Genomic DNA, 19,585 nt, shown 5'->3' on the forward strand with positions numbered 1-19,585 from the left:
TAATCAATATTAAAGTTGATTCTTCTTTTTTGAAGAAGAAAATGGTTTTAAAATACCCATTCTATTTGAACTATAGAGTTCAAAACTAACAAAATCTTCCTTAAAAGAGGATAGGATTTCTATTAAAAATTTTGAATTAAAACCCATTTTTATTATAGATTTATCTTGAAAATATTCAGCGATGTATTTACATCTAATTTTTGAAAAAATAGAAATTCTTGTATTTTCTTCATAAATTTTTAATGTATTGTCACTTAAATTAAATCGAATAAAATTTGTCTCTTCTTTAGAAAAAAGAGATATTCTTTTAATAGAATTTAAAAAAAAAAGGCGATTAATAATAAATGAGATATCTTTCTTTTTGGGAAGAATAGAATTATAATCTGGATATTTTTCGTTTATTAGTTCACATAGGAAAGTTTTAGTTTCAAAACTGAATTTGAGTATTCCCGTTTTTTTGTATTCAATAGTCACACTTTTTTTTTCATTAAATAAAATATTTTGAAGTATTCTAAGGGATTTTCTCGAAATGATAAACTCTATGCATTGATTAGATTTAATATTTTTTAAGGTATATTTGACTAATTTATAAGTATCTGTGGCTACAAAAGTTGATCCTTTTGGAGAAAATCGAAAGAAGACTCCATTCATAACAGGTTTTATTTCCTCATTTCCTGTAGCAAATAAAGTTTTATTCAAAATTTTTAAAAGTATTTTTGAAAATAAAGTAATTTTCAAAGTTTTTCCTTTTTCAAAATTTTCTATACTGGAAAAAATAGTTATATGATGTCTATTTTCATTTTCATGACAGATAATAGGAATAGGGTAGTCTCCCTGTTCAGAATAAATGTTGAGCGTATTTTTTTCTTTTTTTATAAAAATAGTTTCATTCGGAAAAGTTTTTAAAATTTCTATCATCAATTTTGGATGAATAGCTATTTTTTCTTCGGAAGTTTTTTTTACATATACTTGTATCTCTGCAGTAACCAAATAATTTTCTGAATCAGAAACCATGATCACCAATTTTTTTCCGAAAATTTTGAATTTGAAAAGAGAATATTTAGTATTTATAATTTTATGTAAAAAATATAATTCTTGTAAAAGAGAAAAGCTAGAAACGGAAAAGTGCATGTTATACTTTTTAACTTTACACATAAGTATAGATAGCGTGAGGGGGAATTGAACCCCCGACCTCTGGGTTATGAATCCAACGCTCTAACCAACTGAGCTATCACGCCTCATATCAATCAATAATCATAAAACAGGTATAAAGAACTTACTTGTGTAATAAAGTTAATATATTTTTATTTGATATATAATCAATCAACATTTTTTACATAAAATATTATGACTTTTGATTTAAGTAATTATAGAAAAATTTATAAAAAAATTACTTTGACAGAAGCAGAGGTTCCCTTAGATCCTTTCAAATTATTTCATAAATGGTTTCAAGAAGAAAAAAATATTCATAAAGTCAACGAAGAATACAATGCTATGTCTATTTCAACTATAGGAGAAGACGGAGTTCCTGAAACAAGGATTGTTTTACTGAAGATGTATTCTGAAGAGGGATTTATTTTTTATACAAATTATCGGAGCCTTAAAGGTAAATCCATTCAAAAAAGACCAAAAGTATGTATATCTTTCTATTGGCCTAATACAGAAAGACAAATTCTCATTAAAGGAAATGTGATGAAATTACCAAAAAATCAATCAGATGAATATTTTTCTAGAAGACCTATAGAAAATCAAGTAGGATGTTGGGCTTCTAAACAAAGTACCGTTATTCCGTCTAAACCACACTTATTGATTCAATATAAAAAGTGGAGTGCTTTCTTTAAAAAAAATATCATAAAACGTCCTTTTGATTGGGGAGGATATATCGTAAAACCCTATAAAATGGAGTTTTGGCAAGGACAACCGAATAGACTTCATGATAGATTGGTTTACGGTTTAACTAAAACTAATAAATGGAATTTGTATAGATTATCTCCATGACTTAAAGATTAATAAATAATAAAAAATAGAAGATAAAAATACTACACGACTTTATCTTCTATTGAAAAAAATAAAATTACAAATTTGTTAATTCTGCACCTATTTTGAATTTAGCTACTTTTTTTCCTGGAATGTGAATTTTTTTTCCTGTTCTAGGATTAATTCCATTTCTTGGATTTCTTTCTACAACAGAAAAGGTACCAAATCCAACTAAGGTAACTTTATTTCCTTTTTTTAGGGATTCAATAACCGTTTCAATAAATGCATCCGTAACGTTTTTTGCTTTTATTTTCGTAATACCTGTTTTTTCAGCTATTGAATTCACCAATTCTGTTTTGTTCATGAAATATATATTGAATTAACTATAAAACATTTATTTACTCAGATAACAAATATAAAAGATTTATTATGGATAAAAGGAGTTATGCAGTAAAAAAATACTTTTTTATCGAACAAAAAGATTTTTTCTTATTTTTATTCCGTTAATTAAATTTTTTATATTCATTTTTTTTTTCCCTTCTATTTGTCCTTCAAGAACAGATATAAATCCTTCTTTTACAGAAATTTTCATTTCCAAGGAAGAAAGGATTACTAATCCAATTGGAAAATTGTGTGCTTTTCGTATTTTTTTGACAAAGAAGATTTTGAATCTTACAAATCTATTTTTCTTCAAAAATAAGGTAGTCCATGCTGATGGATAAGGACTAAGTCCTCTTATCTTATTATAAATAACATCTATAGAAGTTTCTTCCCAATGAATTTTACAATCTATAGGAGATATTTTTGGGGCATATCTTAATAATGAAGAACTTATGATTTTTTGCGGAATAGGTTTAATTTTTTTTTGTAAAATTCCTTCTAATGTTTTTAGAACTAAAGATCCACTAATCTTTTTTAATTTATTTTCAAGTTCTCCAGCAGTTTCATCTCTTTTGACCTCTACTTCTTTTTGCAAAAGAATATTTCCAGAATCTACTTGATTAGAAATAAAAAAAGTAGTTAATCCAGTTTTTTTTTCTCCATTGAGAATTGCCCAATTTATAGGCGCTGCTCCTTTGTATTGAGGAAGGAGTGAAGCATGTAAATTAAAAGTTCCCATTTTTGGATAAGACCAAATTTCTATAGGTAAAATTCGAAAAGAAACAACAATTTGTATATCTGCTTTCCACCTCGCAAAATTTCTCAAAAAAGAAGAATCTAAAAGATTTTTTGGTTGTAAAAGAGGAATATGATTTTCTAAAGCATATTCTTTGACAGGAAAAGTAGTTTTTTTTCTTCTAAAAAATGGAGGATCAGGAGTAGTTATTATTCCTACAATATTATATTTTCGAGTATATAATTCTTTCAAAGAGAAAAAAGAAAAAGGAGTAGAACCTATAAATACAATTCTAGGAAACTTTTTCATCTTAATATATGTTTAAAATAATATCAAATTATTTGTAATTTAAATACACTAATTTTATCTTGTATATGAAAAAGTTTATTGATTTTTGAAAATCAAACAAATATCATTTCTTTGCAAAAAAACTTTTAAGGATTTTTTATATAATATAATTCATATATGTATTGGACTTTAGAATTAGCTTCTCATTTAGAAGATGCCCCATGGCCAGCAACAAAAGAGGAATTAATTGATTTTGCTATTCGCACTGGCGCTCCATTAGAAGTCGTGGAAAATCTTCAGCAATTAGAAAATGGAGAAGGAGAAGTTTTTGAATCCATAGAAGATATATGGGCTGATTATCCACGTGATGACGAAGATTTTTATTGGAATAGAGATGAATATGAACTTTAATTATCTGACTCATATTTATATTTTAATCATTGCATTTAATGAGTTTTTTAAAAAATATTAAAAATTTATTGGGAAATAAAAATGAAAGAGATCTTCAAGAAGTGAAAAAATTAATCATTCATATAAAAGAAGAAGAAAAAAAAATATCGTTTTTATCAGATGATGAATTAAGGAATAGCACTCAAGAATTTAAAGAAATTATAAAAAAATCTACAAAAAAATTTTATGAAAAGAAAAAAGATTTCATTAAAAAAATAAAGGAAAAATCTTATTCTATAAGTACTTTAGAGGAAATTTACTTGAAAATAGAAAAACTGAAAGAAGAATGTTATAGAATCGAACAAAAAGTTTTAATGAATCTTTTACCCAAAGCTTTTGCAGTTATTAAGGAAACAGCTAAACGTTTTAAAGAAAAAAAGCAGCTTATAGTCAAATCTACTCCTTTTGACGAGGAATTGTCAAAAAAAAAATCTTATGTTTTATTGCAAAATAATAAGGCTATTTGGAAGAATAAATGGAATGCATATGGAAAATCTATCATATGGGATATGGTCCATTATGATGTTCAATTAATGGGAGGAATAGTTTTACATCAAGGGAAGATAGCGGAAATGGCAACTGGAGAAGGAAAAACATTTGTGGCTACTTTATCTGCTTATTTAAATGCTCTATCTGGAAGGGGAGTCCACATTGTTACCGTAAACAATTATCTATCTAAAAGAGATGCCAATTGGATGGCTCCTTTAATGGAATTTCATGGATTAAGAGTTGATTGTATTGATAATTATCCATCTTCTAATGGATATATGCGTAAAAAAGCTTACCAAGCGGATATCACTTATGGAACTAATAATGAATTTGGTTTTGATTATTTACGTGATAATATGGCCTGTTCTAAAGAAGAATTAGTTCAAAGGGATTTGAATTATGCTATTATAGATGAAATTGATTCTGTTTTAATAGATGAAGCACGTACTCCTTTAGTGATATCAGGACCAGTGGCCCCTCATAAAGATAATAAAGAGGAATTTAAATTATTAAAAGATAAAGTAGAAAATATTGTTAATCAACAAAATATAGAAATTACAAAATTTTTTCAAGAATCTAAAAATTTAATTAAATCTGGAGAAAAAAAATTAGGTGGGTTTAAACTTCTTCAGGCTTACCGTGGTTTACCAAAAAAGAAATCCTTGATTAAATTCTTAAGTGAAGAGAAAATACGTTTGCTTTTACAAAAAGTGGAAAGTCAATATTTACAAGATAATGGTAGAGAAATGCATAAAGTAGATAAAGATCTTTATTTTGTTATTGATGAAAAAAATAATACTGTAGAATTAACAGATAAAGGAATTGAATTCCTATCTAAAAATGTAGAAGATGTAGGTTTTTTTATTTTGCCTGACATTAACGTGGAAATTACTGAATTAGAGAAAGAAAATTACTCAAAAGAGAAAGAAACAAAAGAAAAAGAAAAGCTTTTAAAAAATTTTACTGTAAAATTACAACGTATACATACTATTAATCAGCTTCTTAAAGCTTATACTTTATTTGAAATAGATATAGATTATGTCGTTATGGATGGAAAAGTGAAAATAGTAGATGAACAAACTGGTCGTATTATGGAAGGAAGACGTTATTCAGATGGTCTTCACCAGGCTATTGAAGCTAAAGAAAAAGTGAAAATAGAATCTTCTAGTCAAACTTTTGCTACTATAACTTTACAAAATTATTTTAGAATGTATAAAAAGATTTCTGGAATGACTGGAACTGCAGAAACAGAAGCTGGAGAATTTTGGCATATCTATAAATTAGACGTAGTAGTCATCCCTACACATAAAACTATGCAAAGACAGGATTTACAAGATCTAGTTTTTAAAACACAACGTGAAAAGTATAACGCTATTATAGAAAAAATTATTCATTTATCTAAATATGAAAAACGTCCTGTTCTTGTTGGAACAACTTCTGTTGAGATTTCTGAATTTCTTAGCAGAGCTTTAAAATTTAGAAAAATAGCACATAATGTTTTAAATGCTAAATTACATGATAAAGAAGCGGAAATTATAGAGAAAGCAGGCCTCCCTGGATCCGTAACTATAGCAACCAATATGGCAGGTAGAGGGACGGATATAAAGCTTTCGAAAGAAGTCGTAAAATATGGAGGTTTATCCGTTTTAGGGACGGAAAGACATGATTCTAGAAGGGTAGATAATCAATTAAGAGGACGTTCTGGGCGTCAAGGTGATCCAGGAAGTTCTCAGTTTTATGTATCGCTAGAAGATAATTTAATTCGTTTATTTCTTGATTCAGAAAGACTTTCTAAATTAATGGATCGTTTTGGACATAAAGAAGGAGATATTATTCAACATCCTTTATTAACAAAATCTATAGAAAGAGCACAAAAAAAAATAGAAGATAATAACTTTAGTATACGTAAACGTTTGCTAGATTATGATGATGTTATTAATAAACAACGAGAATTTATTTATAAAAAACGTAGAAATGCTTTATGTGGAGAAGAGTTAAGTTTAGATATTTCCAATATGATCTATGTTTTATTAGATAATATGATATTGGTGAACAAATCTTTGAATGATTTTAAAAATTTGGAATATGAATTCATCCAAATTTTTGGACTGGAGTTTCCTATAAAAGAGAGTGAATTTTTTTCTTATAAAGAACGTGATTGTATCAATTATCTTCATGATCTCATTATAGATTTTTATGAGAAAAAAAAAGAAAGAATGGTTTTTAAAGAAATTATTCCTGTTATATCTAATATAATAGGAAAGGATCAAACTGATTATCACATTCAGGTTATGTTTACGGATGGCGTTAACAATATTAGTTCTGTATCTAACTTAAAAGAAATTTATGAGAGTCGTGGATTATCATTATTATCTATTTTTGAAAAAAAAACTATATTGTGTTTTTTAGATGAAAAATGGAAAGAACATTTACGAGAAATGGATAGTTTGCGATATTCAGTGCAAAATGCCGTTTTTGAACAAAAAGACCCTCTGATTGTTTATAAGCAAAATGCTTTTAATTTATTTCAAGAAAGAGTCTATGAAATTAACAAACAGGTAATTTCTTTTTTTCTAAAGTCTATTATAATGAAAAGTGATATTTTATGTATTCCAAATCATCATAAAATGATAGATCCTTTTTTGAAAGGAAAAAATGGGAAAAAATTAGGAAGAAATAATAGAATTAATATCCGTCATCTAATTACAGGAGAAACTAAAAACATAAAATTTAAACAAGTGGATTTTTTTTTAGAAAAGGGAGAATGGATCATAGAAGACGATCTTTTTTAGAATACGATTGTGTTAACTAAAAATAAAACGTATATTCTTTATTATAGTTTTTATCATAGTTATTTGTTATCTCGGAATTAGTTTATGGGCTATAAGAAAAAGCTATGATAATATTGAAAAAATTCCATATAATACATTTGGAGTCGTTTTAGGGACTTCTAAGTATTTGCATGGTGGGGGATTAAATGCTTATTTTAAATATAGAATAGATGCTGCTTGTTTTCTATTTTATCAGAAAAAAATTCGTTATATCATCGTGAGTGGAGATAATAGAGAAAAGAATTATAATGAACCAAAAATGATGAAAAAAGAATTAATAAGTAAGGGGATCCCCGCTTATTTTATATATGAAGATTTTTCTGGGATCAGCACTATACATTCTGTATTAAGAGTCTACAAAGTTTTTAATCAAAAAAAGTTTACTATAATTTCTCAAAGATTTCATAATGAGAGAGCCATATTCATTGGAAATTGTTTAGGTTTAGATGTCATAGGTTTTAACGCTCAAAGTCTATCTTTTGATTGCAAAACACAGTTTAGAGAAATTTTAGCTAGAATAAAAGCTATATGGGATATTTTATTATCTTTAAAATCAAGAAAGATAGGATAAATATTTTTTCAATATTTTTGCATTGTTAGATTTTTGAGTGTCTATTTCTAATAGACAAGGAATATCCGATTTATTCCAAAAAATATCTAAACTCTTTTTCAAAGAGAATTTATTTGATACTCTTTCATATTTCCAATTATGCATTTCACAAATTTTTTCTGCAGTAAAAAGATGTTTTGTTTCAAAAAAATTGAATATTTTTTCAGGAATTTTATATTCTGAAATAGATCTAAAAATATTCCCCCCTCCATTGTTAATAAGTATAAGGCGAAAATTATTTGGAATATAATTATTCCATAAGGCATTGCTATCGTAAAAAAAACTTATGTCTCCAATGATTAAGGTGACCTTTTTTTTGCTACTGACAGCATAACCTATGGCAGTAGAAACACTTCCTTCTATTCCGGAAGTTCCTCTATTACAATAAGATTCTACGGAATGTTTTTTTTCATCAAAAAGTTGATAATATCTTATTATAGTGCTATTTCCTAATTGCAAAACTGAATGATTAGGAATATATTTGAATATGCAAAATAAAACTTTAAGATCTGAAAAACTTTTCTCCTTTTTTAAAAACCAGTTATTTTTTTTTCTTCTACATTTTCTCAATTTTTCCCATTTATATCGATAATCAGATGATTTTAAACTTTCTAAACTTGAGACATGAAATATTTTGAAAAAAAATTCTGGTTCTATAGGCCAATAGGTGTTTAATCGATAATAGATATCTGGGTAATTTTTTCTATTATTTTCTCCTAGGTGCCAATGATACTTAGGAGGATTTTTTCTTAAAAAATACTTTATTTTTTTGGATATAATATTTCCACCAATAGTTAATAAGATATGAGGTTTTAATTTTATCCATTCAGTATCTTTCATACTGAAAAGTAGTTGATCTATACAGGAGAAAAAAAATTTTCCGTATACATGAGATGTGGTTTCCGTGAAAATAACTATGGTAGGGTCTCTACTTAATTTATTTAAAATTTTTTCTAATTCTTTTCCTGTATTATATAAACCTAGCAAAATCATTTTTTTTTTAGATTTTTTCCATATATGTTTTTCTTTTCGATAATATTTAGTTTTTTCAATACAATTTTTAACAGGAAAAGTATTGATAATTTTAGGTTTTACGTGTAAAAATTCAGTGGTTTCATAAAGAGGTTCTGAAAAAGGGATATTAATATGTATAGGTTTTTTTTTTTCAATACATTTATTAATAGATTCATTGATTAATCTTTCATTATACCATAATCCTAATTTTGTTTCATCTTCTGTTAATTGAATAGATGATTCTACATGGTTTTGAAAAATATTTTCTTGATGAATGGTTTGTTCTTCTAGAATATTTATAATTTCTTTAGGACGATCTGCTGTAAGAAAAATAAGTGGAATATTTTGATAAAAAGCTTCTGTAACTGAAGGATAATAGTTAACAACGGAAGATCCAGAAGTACAACTAAGAATTACAGGCTTTTTTATTTCTTGAGCGATTCCTAAAGCGAAAAAACCTGCACAACGTTCATCTACAATACTATAAGTTTTAAAGTCTTTATGCTGTGTGAAATGAATAATTATTGGAGCGTTTCTAGAACCTGGAGAGATTACTATATGAAATATGGATTTAGCTTTTAGTATTTCTCCTAAACTTTGTACAATCTTTTTATTTGAATACATTTAAATTAAATTAATCCCCCGTTAACATTTAAAACAGATCCAGTTATGTAATTGGATAAATCCGATGCTAGAAATAGAGTACAATTGGCAATATCTTGAGGAATTCCAGGTCTTTTTAATGGAATATTCTTTATCCAATTTTCTTTTGTTTTTGGAGAGAAATAAGAATTCATTTTCGTAGAAATATATCCAGGAGCGATGGCATTACAACGTATGTTTTTTCTTCCTAATTCCTTAGCTATAGATTTAGTAAAGCCAATAATTCCAGCTTTAGATGTCGCATAATTAGATTGTCCAGAATTTCCTGTTATTCCTATAACGGAACTCATATTAATGATGCTTCCATTTTTTTGTTTAATCATAGGAAATATGACATATTTAGTTAGATTAAAAACAGAATAAATATTAGTACGAATAACTGTATCCCAATTTTTTTCAGACATTCTAAATAAAAAATTATCTCTTATCATTCCAGCATTATTGACTAATATATCTATACTTCCAAATTTTTCTATAACTTTTTGAACAAAATTTTTAGAAGAATTTAAATCTTTTAGATCTATTTCGTAAGCTTCTACAGAATTTCCTAATTCTTTCACTAATTTTTTAGCGTTTTTTTTTGATGAAAAGTATGTGAAAATAACATAGGCTCCATGTTTTACAAATGTTTTCACTATAGATTTTCCTATATCTCCTGAACCACCTGTAACTATGGCAATTTTTCCATTTAAAAGTTTCATATCTTATTTTTTTTTCTAATCTTATCTATCAATTGAAGTACAAGATCTAACTGCTTTTCAACATTAAGAAATGTATTATCTATTTCTACGGAATCTATAGGTTTTTGAAGTGGAGAAATTTTACGAGAAATATCCATCATATCTCTATGGAAAATGTTTCTTCGCATTTCTTCATAAGAAACTTTTTTTCCTTTTTTTTGAAAATCTTGATATCTTCTATGAGCACGAATATCTAGAGATCCCTTCATAAATATTTTTAATTCTGAATGAGGAAAAATTCTATGTCCGATATCTCTTCCTTCCATAATAACCCCTTTTTGATTTCCAAATTTTTTTTGTATCACTGCTAATTTTTCACGAATTTCTGGGATTCTTGCTATAAAACTTACTTTATCTGTCACTTCTATCGACTTAATTTCAGATTGAACGTTTTCTTTATTTAAAAAAATTTCTGTCTGATTCAATTTTTTATTCCATTTAAATTGGAAATTTATATTATTTAAAACAGGTATAAAATTTTTTACATTCCATAAATCACTGTTGAAAATTTTTTTTCTAATAGCTAACAAAGCTATACTTCTATACATAGCTCCAGTATCTATATGGGAGTATGCTAATCTCTTAGAAAGAGCTTGAGCTAAAGTACTTTTTCCAGAAGAAGAATATCCATCTATAGTTATGATCATTTTTGGATTCATGATTGATAAGTTATTAATTCATATTTATATGACAAGAGTTTATAATAAAGTTTAACGACTAAAAAATCTGTAGAAGATTCTCGTTCATTTGGTAAAAGTTCCACAATATCAAAACCTATAATTTTTTTCTTTTGAAAGACCATTTTTAAAAATTTTAAAGTCTTGTACCAAGATAAACCTCCTGGTTCTGGAGTTCCTGTAGAAGGAGCTATGCTTGGATCAAAAACATCGATATCTATGCTTAAAAATACATTTTCAGATAGTCTTTGAACAGCTTTTTTCATCCATAAATCATTTTGATAAATTTCATGAAAGTAAAAAATGTTTCCATTTTGGATGTACGATTTTTCTGAAATATCCATACTTCTAATTCCTATCTGGATTACAGGATATTTTTTAGAGGCTTCATGCATAGAACATGCATGATTATAAGGATCTCCATTATAGATAGGACGCAAATCGGCATGTGCATCCATATGAAGAATACTCATGTTCGTATATTTTTCTCCAAAAGCTCTGATACTTCCTATGGAAATGGAATGGACTCCACCAATGAGAGTAACAAATTTATCTTTTAAAAGATATTTTTTAGTAATATTGTAAACTTTTTTTACCATTTTTCTGGAAGAATTTGAAGAAATTACAACAGGTTGAACAAGAAAAATTCCTCTTTTGTATACTTCAGAATTAGTTTCTATATCATATAATTCCATATGTTCTGATGCAGATAAAAAAGCTTTAGGTCCTTTTTTAGATCCTTTTTTCCATGTTCCTGTATAATCGTATGGAACAGGAATAAGTACTATTTGAGATTTTTCAAGAGTTGCATATTTTAGAGGAATTTTGCGAATGTTTTTTTTCATAATATTTTTTTTAATCCCCTTAATAACCTAATATTTTCAATATTTCTTCAGGATTTTGAGAATGACGAAATATTTTATATACTAATTTTTTTTGATCATCATGATCAATTAAAATATGAATAGGTTGTGGGATTAAACAGTGATGGACTCCTCCATATCCACTGATGGTATCTTGATAGGCTCCAGTATTAAAAAAACCAATATAAAGTGGAGGATTTTCTCTAAAACGAGGAAGATATATGGCATTCATATGCTGTTCAGAATTATAATAATCGTCACTATCACACGTTAAACCTCCTAAAAAAACTCTTTCATAAGAATCATTCCAACGGTTTATAGCCATCATAATAAATCTACGACTAATAGCCCAAGTATCAGGAAGAGTAGTCATAAAAGAACTATCTATCATATTCCATTTTTCTCTATCATTTTGTCTTTTTTGACTAAGTATTCTATAGATAATTCCTCCACTTTCTCCAACTGTATAAGCTCCAAATTCTGTGTATATGTGAGGTTCTGAAATATTTTCTTCTTGACAAAATTTTTTTATTTGATAAACAATTTCATTAGTCATGTATTCATAATCATACTTGAAAGACATAGAGGTTTTAATAGGAAAACCTCCCCCTATATTTAAAATATCTAACTCTGGAGAAATTTTTTTTAATTTAGCGTAAATGTGTAAACATTTGAAAAGTTCATTCCAGTAATAAGCCGTATCTTTAATTCCCGTATTTATAAAAAAGTGGAGCATTTTTAGTTCAACTTTTGGATTGTTTTTTATTTTATTCAAGTAAAAAACGATGATGTCTTTATATCCTATTCCTAAACGGGAGGTATAGAATTCAAATTTTGGTTCTTCCTCAGAAGCGATTCGTATTCCTAATTTAAATGGATAATGGATAAAAAAACTCAATTTTTCCAATTCATCGGAATTATCCAATATAGGAATAGTATTATAAAAACCATTATTAATCAAATAGGATATATTTTCTATGTAATTATGAGTTTTAAACCCATTGCAAATAACTTCAATATTTTTATTTGTTTTTCCTTTTTGATAAAGATTTTTCACAATTTCTATATCATAAGCATATGAAGTTTCAATACTAATATTGTTTTTTAAGGCTTCTTCTAATACAAAAGAAAAATGAGAGCTTTTTGTGCAATAACAATAAGTATATTTATTATTATACTTATTAGAATGAATGGCTTTTTCAAACCATTTTCTAGCCTTTTGTATGTTTTTAGATATTTTTGGCAAATAAGTAAACTTCAATGGAGTTCCATATTTTTGAATAATATCCATTAATGGAATTCCATGAAATTCTAGAAGATTATTCTTGAGAGAAAATTCCTCGGTAGGAAAATCAAAAGTTTGATCGATAAGATCTGCATAGCGAATTTTCATTAAAGAAAAATTAATTTTATGGTTAAATAAAAATAAGGTTTAAAAATTTTTAATTTTTTCAATCTTTTTCTTTTTCTTCTATTTTTTTATTGTATACCAAAAATTTTTTCAAGAAAATATCTATTTCTCCATTCATTACAGAATGGATTTGTGTAGTTTCATAACCGGTTCGTAAGTCTTTTACCAATTTATAAGGATGCATTATATAATTTCGAATCTGGGATCCCCATTCAATTTTTTTTTTACTGGATTCTATTTTGTTTTTTTTCATTTTTTTTGAAATTTCTATTTCAAACAATCTAGACTTTAAGAGATGCAAGGCTTTTTGTCTATTTTGCATTTGCGAACGAGTCTCTGTATTTTCAATAATAATTCCCGTAGGATGATGACGTAATCTGACCCCAGTTTCCACTTTATTAACGTTTTGTCCTCCAGATCCACTAGAACGAAATGTCTCCCATTGAATATCAGATATATTAATGTTTATATCTATGTCTTTATCTACTAAAGGATATACATAAACAGAAGAAAAAGAAGTATGACGTTTTGAATTATTATCAAATGGAGATAAACGTATTAATCTATGAACTCCATTTTCTCCTTTTAAATATCCAAAAGCATATAATCCATCTAATTCTAAAGTAACAGATTTGATTCCTGTGATATCTCCAGGAAGATGATGAATGTTTTTTACAGAAAATTTATTTTTTTCAGCCCACATAATATACATTCTCATTAACATAGAAGTCCAATCACAACTTTCAGTTCCTCCTGCCCCAGAGGAAATTTGTAATACTGCGTTAAAAATATCTTCTTCTTCCGAAAGAAGATTTTTAAATTCTATATTTGACAGAAGGTTTTTCGTTTTATTTAATTGAATTTTAACCTCTTTTTCTAGATCTTCTTCTTTAGATAAAGAGAATAGAATTTCTAATTCTTCTAGAGCGTTTTTTAATTCAAAAAAATCTTTTATGCATGTCTTCATAGCATGCAAACGTTTTGTAAAATTTTTAGCTTTTTTACAATTTTTCCAAAAATTTGGATTTGAAATTTTTTTTTCTTCTTTCTCAATAGATTCTTTAATTTGATCTATGTTTAGAACTTCTTGAAGTTTATTAATTTTTTCTGAAATAGATTGAATGTCTTCATTTTTTATCATAATACGAAAATAAATATTTTCGTAAAAAAAATAGGTACATCTAAGTTATAACACTTATTTTCTACTAATTCTTGAATTTTTTGTAAATTCTGGTTAGAAAAGAAAAACTTAATTCATCCAGAAATATATGGAACTAATTTTCTATTAATAATTCCACTTTTATTATGAATTTCAATAATAAATTTACTATAAAAACTCAAAAAATAATACAAGAAGCACAACGTATTGCTTTAAAAAATAATCAACCTTCAATTGAGAATGCACATATTTTAAAATCTCTTTTGGAAAAAGAGGAAAATGTCATTCCTTTTCTTCTAAAAAAATTAAATGTTCCCCATCAAACAATTATGATCGGTTTGGATCGAATTATATCTTCTTATCCTAGAGTAGTAAGTGGAACAGTCACTAAACAACATTTAAGCCATTCAGTTACACAGATGTTCAATATAGCGGAAAATTATGCTAAAACATTAAAAGATGAATTTATTTCTCTTGAACATATTTTCTATGGAATTTTTATGACTTCGGATGTGACTTCTAAACTTTTGAAAGATCAAGGAATTACAGAATTCAAGATAAAAATTTTGATTGAAAATATTAGAAAAAAAAGCGGAAATGTTATTTCTCAAACAGAAGAAAATACTTATAATGCTTTAGATAAATATGCAAAAAATCTTAATGAATGGGCATCTAAAGGAAAATTAGATCCTGTTATTGGACGTGATGAAGAAATTCGTCGAGTTTTACAAATTTTGTCCAGAAGAACGAAAAATAATCCTATTTTAATTGGAGAGCCAGGAGTAGGAAAAACCGCCATAGCTGAAGGATTAGCTCATCGGATTATTAATGGAGATATTCCAGATAATTTAAAAGATAAAAGAGTTTTTTCATTGGATATGGCTTCTCTCATTGCAGGAGCTAAATATAAAGGAGAATTTGAAGAACGTCTTAAATCTGTTGTAAAAGAAGTGACTTCTTCAGATGGAGAAATTATTTTATTTATTGATGAAATACATACTTTGGTAGGTGCGGGAGGTGGAGAAGGAGCTATGGATGCTGCAAATATTCTAAAACCTGCATTGGCTAGAGGAGAACTTCGTGCTATAGGAGCAACGACTTTAAATGAATACCAAAAATATTTTAGAATAGATAAAGCTTTAGAAAGAAGATTCCAGCAAGTATATGTAGATGAGCCTTCAGTCACTGATGCCATATCCATATTGCGTGGAATTAAAGAAAAATATGAAAGTCATCATAAAGTGAGAATTAAAGATGAGTCTATTATTGCAGCCGTAGAATTATCTCAGCGTTATATTAATGAACGTTTTTTACCGGATAAAGCTATTGATCTTATTGATGAAGCAGCTTCAAAACTTAGGATGGAGATTAATTCTAAACCAGAAGAATTGGATGTATTGCATAGGAAAATTATGCAAATGGAAATACAGATAGAAGCCATAAAAAGAGAAAAAGATGAAAAACAATTGGTACTTTTAAGAAAAAAATTAGCAAAATTGAATGAAGAAAAAATTCAATTACAATTTCAATGGCAAAAGGAAAAGGATTTAGTTGAAGGAATCCAAAAGTCTAAGGAAAAAATAGAAAATTTCAAATTTGAAGCAGAACAAGCAGAAAGATCCGGAGACTATGGAAAGGTTGCGGAATTAAGGTATGGAAAAATTAAAGAAGAAGAAAATAAAGTCAAATCGTTTGAAATAGAATTAAAAAAGCAGGAAGATAAAGGAAAAAAAATGATCCAAGAAGAAGTTTCTAAAGAAGATATCGCTCAGGTTGTATCTAAGTGGACAGGAATTCCTGTTACTAAAATGTTGCAAAGTGAAAGGGAAAAATTACTTTTTTTAGAAAAAGAATTACACAAAAGGGTTATCGGTCAAAATGATGCCATTCAATCTGTTGCAGATGCAATAAGGCGTTCTAGAGCAGGGCTTCAAGATGAAAAAAAACCCATAGGCTCCTTTCTATTTATGGGAAGTACAGGAGTGGGGAAAACGGAATTAGCCAAAACACTAGCCGAATATCTATTTGATAACGAAAACAACATGGTCCGTATAGATATGAGTGAGTATATGGAACGTCATTCGGTAAGCAGACTTATTGGAGCCCCTCCTGGATATATTGGATACGAAGAAAGCGGACAATTAACAGAAGCCATACGTCGACGCCCTTATAGCGTTATTCTCTTAGATGAAATAGAAAAAGCTCATTCAGATATATTTAATATCCTTTTACAAGTTTTAGATGATGGAAGATTAACAGATAATAAAGGTCGTACTGTTAATTTTACCAATACTATTATTATCATGACTTCCAATATAGGAGCAGATATTATTCAGGAAAATTTAGATCCGGAAATGTCTATCAACAGAATGGAAACAACAAAAAATGCTTTGATCGACTTGTTAAAAAATATAATGAGACCAGAATTTATTAATAGAATTGATGAAATCATTTTATTTAAACCTATTTCCAGAAAAGAAATTAAAGAAATCGTCAAATTACAAATGAAAAAATTTGCTGATTTATTATCTCATAAAAATATTCATATAGAAGCAACTAATGAAGTTATAGATTATTTATCAGAAAAAGGTTATGATCCACATTATGGAGCCAGACTCTTAAAAAGGGTCATTCAACACGAGATCCTCAACAATCTTTCTAAAGAAATATTAAAAGGAAAAATACATGATAACCATAGGTTATTAGTGGATTTTTTTAAAGAAAAAGGAATTGTATTTAGACAATCTGATCCTGTCAATGTGCAAGGAAAAATTAATACATAAATCTGGTTTTGTAAATATTATAGGATTTCCTAATGTAGGAAAATCTACATTAATGAATTCTCTTGTAGGAGAGGATCTTTCTATCATCACACATAAACCACAAACAACTCGTCATAGAATACTAGGAATATTGGATAAATATAATGCCCAAATTATTTTTTCTGATACTCCTGGGTTTATGATAAAAACAGCATTCTTTATGCAAAAAATTATGATGAAATATATAGAAAGATCATTAGAAGACGCTGATATTGTTTTATTTACAACGGAAATAGGAAAATTCTTTATTTCCGATAAATATTTTCCTATTTTAAATTCTCTTAAAAATATTAAAAATAATAAACCTTTTCTTATTTTAATCAATAAAATAGATAAAATTGGAATAGAATGTGATGAAAAAATATTATATGAGACAATCAATTATTGGCATAGAATTTTTCCTCATTCAGAAATATTACCAATATCTGCATTGAAAAACATAAATCAAGATTTATTAATGGATAAGATTTTAGGTTTATTATCGGAACATCCTCCTTATTACCCTAAGGGGTTCTTGAGTGATAGATCAAAACGATTTTTTGTGAATGAAATAATTAGGGAAAAAATATTTCTTCTTTATAAAAAAGAAATTCCTTATTCTGTAGAAATTTTCACAGAAACATTTAAGGAAAATGAAATGTTTCTACATATATTTTCTTCTATATATGTAGAAAAAAACTCTCAAAAAGGTATTCTAATTGGAAAAAAAGGGAATTATATAAATAAGTTAGGAGCTTTATCTATAAAAGGAATAGAAAAATTTTTTAAGAAAAAGGTCTGGCTAAAATTAAATGTGAAAATATGCAAAAATTGGCGTTCAGATTACAAAATCTTAAAAAAATTTGGATATTAAATTCATTCAACTTTTATAATAAAAAAGTTTTTTTTCCAAATTGAAATAAGATATATTTTTTTCCTATTAAGTTTTCTTTATGAATAAGAATATTTTTTTTGATGAGTTTTTTGTTGATAGAAATGGAATTTAAATTCAAAGCACGATTTGCTTCACTTTTGGAAGCAAAAAGACTGCTTTTTTTCAAAATGTCTAATAAAAAAACTCCTTTTTCAAATTCTTTATAAGGGAGTTTCATATGTGGAATATTCTCATATATAGAAAAAAATATTTTTTCATCTAAAGAAAGTAATAGTTCGTTGATATATTTTTTTCCAAATAAAACATGCGATATTTTAACTACTTCTTCATAAGCCTTTTTTCCATGAACCCATTGAGTGATTTCTTCCGCTACTCTTTTTTGTAAAAATCTTTTTTCAGGATTTTTTCTATGTTTTAAAATAAAAGATTCTATTTTTTCTTTTGAAAAAAAAGTATAAATTTTAATAAATTTTTCAATTTCTTTATCTGAAACATTCATCCAAAATTGATAAAATTTGTATGGAGTAGTACGTTTTCTATCTAACCAGATATTTTCTCCTTTTTCACTTTTTCCAAACTTTATTCCATCAGATTTTGTAACCAAAGGAAATGTTATTCCATATGCTTTTTTTCCTGTAATTTTTCTAATAAGCTCTATTCCAGTAGTTATATTTCCCCATTGATCGGATCCACCTATTTGCAGTAGACAGTCTTTTTCTTTGTTTAAATAAAGAAAATCATATCCTTGTATAAGAGAATAAGAAAATTCCGTAAAAGACATTCCGTTATTCTTATTGTTATCAATCCTCTTTTTTACAGAATCTTTAGACATCATGTAATTTATAGGAAAGTGTTTTCCTACATTCCGTAGAAAATCTAAAAGGGATATGTTTTTTATCCAACTAAAATTGTTTAATAATTCTGTCTTTTCTGAATAAAAATCTAGCAATTTAGATAGTTGTTTTTTTATAGATTCTGTATTTTTTTGTAAAGTTTCTAGACTTAAAAAAATTCTTTGATCTTTTTTTTCTGACGGATCTCCTATAAGACCTGTAGCTCCTCCAATTAACGCTATGGATTTATGTCCAAGTTTTTGAAAATGTATCAATATAATAACAGGAAGTAAGCTCCCTAAGTGTAAAGAATCTGAGGTAGGATCAAAACCTATATATATAGTCGTACGCTTTTTTAATTGTTTTTCTACACCAGGAACCTTATTTTGTATTAATCCTCTCCAGGAGAGTTCATCAATAATGTTTTTCATGTGAAAAATTAATAAATAACATTATTTTATTTAGGTTTTGTACAGTTCAACGAATTTTTCCATGATGATTAAAAAAATTATACTTTATAATCTTTTAACTGTTTTTTTTGCTTGCATTCATATAGTTAGTAATTTTCTTCTTTTTGAAAAAGATTTATCTTTGTTAAAAATATATATTTTTTTATTGCCTTTCAGTAGTTTTTTTTTCTTTTTTTCGTTGTTCACAATAAATAAAAAACCCAATGTAGCTGTATTTGTTTATATTATAGGTGGAATTATAAAGTTTTTTTTTAGTATTTGTGTATTTTTTTATTTCATCCTGGAATATTTGAATAT

The 19,585-nt window shown here is 27.0% G+C and carries 16 protein-coding genes and 1 tRNA gene; 6 read left to right on the forward strand and 11 right to left on the reverse strand.

What is annotated here, in order from left to right; translation table 11 throughout:
* Positions 1-9: 9 nt before the first annotated feature.
* Positions 10-1,155, reverse strand: a complete 1,146-nt coding sequence (gene dnaN, locus BLBBOR_RS00250; protein WP_015370456.1) for a DNA polymerase III subunit beta — start codon at positions 1,153-1,155, stop codon at positions 10-12.
* Positions 1,156-1,164: 9 nt separating this feature from the next.
* A tRNA-Met gene (locus BLBBOR_RS00255) sits at positions 1,165-1,238 on the reverse strand.
* A gap of 109 nt (positions 1,239-1,347) precedes the next feature.
* Between BLBBOR_RS00255 and pdxH the strand changes: the two genes are divergently transcribed.
* Entirely contained in the window at positions 1,348-1,998 is a 651-nt protein-coding gene (gene pdxH, locus BLBBOR_RS00260) for a pyridoxamine 5'-phosphate oxidase (RefSeq protein WP_015370457.1), read from the forward strand.
* A gap of 76 nt (positions 1,999-2,074) precedes the next feature.
* On the opposite strand, the gene BLBBOR_RS00265 is transcribed toward pdxH, so the two are convergent.
* Positions 2,075-2,341, reverse strand: a complete 267-nt coding sequence (locus BLBBOR_RS00265) for an HU family DNA-binding protein (protein WP_012821712.1) — start codon at positions 2,339-2,341, stop codon at positions 2,075-2,077.
* 102 nt (positions 2,342-2,443) lie between these two features.
* Entirely contained in the window at positions 2,444-3,403 is a 960-nt protein-coding gene (fmt, locus tag BLBBOR_RS00270) for a methionyl-tRNA formyltransferase (protein ID WP_015370458.1), read from the reverse strand.
* A 156-nt stretch (positions 3,404-3,559) separates the two neighbouring features.
* On the opposite strand from fmt, the gene BLBBOR_RS00275 reads away from it, so the two are divergent.
* The 3 genes from BLBBOR_RS00275 (at position 3,560) to BLBBOR_RS00285 (ending at position 7,723) form a co-directional block, all read left to right on the forward strand.
* Positions 3,560-3,793, forward strand: coding sequence for a DUF2795 domain-containing protein (locus BLBBOR_RS00275; protein WP_012821710.1), 234 nt, complete (start codon positions 3,560-3,562; stop codon positions 3,791-3,793).
* Positions 3,794-3,831: 38 nt separating this feature from the next.
* A complete protein-coding gene (gene secA, locus BLBBOR_RS00280) occupies positions 3,832-7,113 on the forward strand; it encodes a preprotein translocase subunit SecA (RefSeq protein ID WP_015370459.1) in 3,282 nt (1,093 codons plus the stop codon).
* A 166-nt stretch (positions 7,114-7,279) separates the two neighbouring features.
* Positions 7,280-7,723 (forward strand): vancomycin high temperature exclusion protein, encoded by a 444-nt coding sequence (locus tag BLBBOR_RS00285; RefSeq protein ID WP_015370460.1) that lies wholly within the window; start codon positions 7,280-7,282, stop codon positions 7,721-7,723.
* On the opposite strand, the gene menD is transcribed toward BLBBOR_RS00285, so the two are convergent.
* The 6 genes from menD to prfB are packed head-to-tail and all read right to left on the reverse strand — an operon-like array spanning position 7,706 to position 14,271.
* Positions 7,706-9,400, reverse strand: a complete 1,695-nt coding sequence (gene menD, locus BLBBOR_RS00290) for a 2-succinyl-5-enolpyruvyl-6-hydroxy-3-cyclohexene-1-carboxylic-acid synthase (protein WP_015370461.1) — start codon at positions 9,398-9,400, stop codon at positions 7,706-7,708. The genes BLBBOR_RS00285 and menD overlap by 18 nt on opposite strands.
* Positions 9,401-9,405: 5 nt before the next feature.
* Entirely contained in the window at positions 9,406-10,140 is a 735-nt protein-coding gene (fabG, locus tag BLBBOR_RS00295; RefSeq protein ID WP_015370462.1) for a 3-oxoacyl-[acyl-carrier-protein] reductase, read from the reverse strand.
* Positions 10,137-10,838, reverse strand: a complete 702-nt coding sequence (gene cmk, locus BLBBOR_RS00300) for a (d)CMP kinase (RefSeq protein ID WP_015370463.1) — start codon at positions 10,836-10,838, stop codon at positions 10,137-10,139. The genes fabG and cmk overlap by 4 nt, the downstream gene beginning before the upstream one ends.
* Entirely contained in the window at positions 10,835-11,701 is an 867-nt protein-coding gene (speB, locus tag BLBBOR_RS00305) for an agmatinase (protein ID WP_015370464.1), read from the reverse strand. Before speB ends, cmk begins: the two co-directional genes overlap by 4 nt.
* Before the next feature lie 19 nt (positions 11,702-11,720).
* On the reverse strand, positions 11,721-13,112 hold the full coding sequence (locus BLBBOR_RS00310; protein WP_015370465.1) for an arginine decarboxylase: 1,392 nt from the start codon (positions 13,110-13,112) through the stop codon (positions 11,721-11,723).
* Positions 13,113-13,170: 58 nt separating this feature from the next.
* A complete protein-coding gene (gene prfB, locus BLBBOR_RS00315) occupies positions 13,171-14,271 on the reverse strand; it encodes a peptide chain release factor 2 (RefSeq protein ID WP_015370466.1) in 1,101 nt (366 codons plus the stop codon).
* A gap of 164 nt (positions 14,272-14,435) precedes the next feature.
* Between prfB and clpB the strand changes: the two genes are divergently transcribed.
* Positions 14,436-17,072 (forward strand): ATP-dependent chaperone ClpB, encoded by a 2,637-nt coding sequence (clpB, locus tag BLBBOR_RS00320; protein ID WP_015370467.1) that lies wholly within the window; start codon positions 14,436-14,438, stop codon positions 17,070-17,072.
* Positions 17,047-17,964 (forward strand): GTPase Era, encoded by a 918-nt coding sequence (era, locus tag BLBBOR_RS00325; protein ID WP_015370468.1) that lies wholly within the window; start codon positions 17,047-17,049, stop codon positions 17,962-17,964. The genes clpB and era overlap by 26 nt, the downstream gene beginning before the upstream one ends.
* 13 nt (positions 17,965-17,977) lie before the next feature.
* Here the strand turns inward: era and tyrS are convergent, their stop codons facing one another.
* The gene (gene tyrS / locus BLBBOR_RS00330) at positions 17,978-19,249 is read right to left on the reverse strand and encodes a tyrosine--tRNA ligase (RefSeq protein ID WP_015370469.1); all 1,272 of its coding nucleotides are present in this window, start codon (positions 19,247-19,249) and stop codon (positions 17,978-17,980) included.
* Positions 19,250-19,585: the final 336 nt, after the last annotated feature.

This window comes from Blattabacterium sp. (Blatta orientalis) str. Tarazona (assembly GCF_000334405.1).
Classification (GTDB): domain Bacteria; phylum Bacteroidota; class Bacteroidia; order Flavobacteriales; family Blattabacteriaceae; genus Blattabacterium.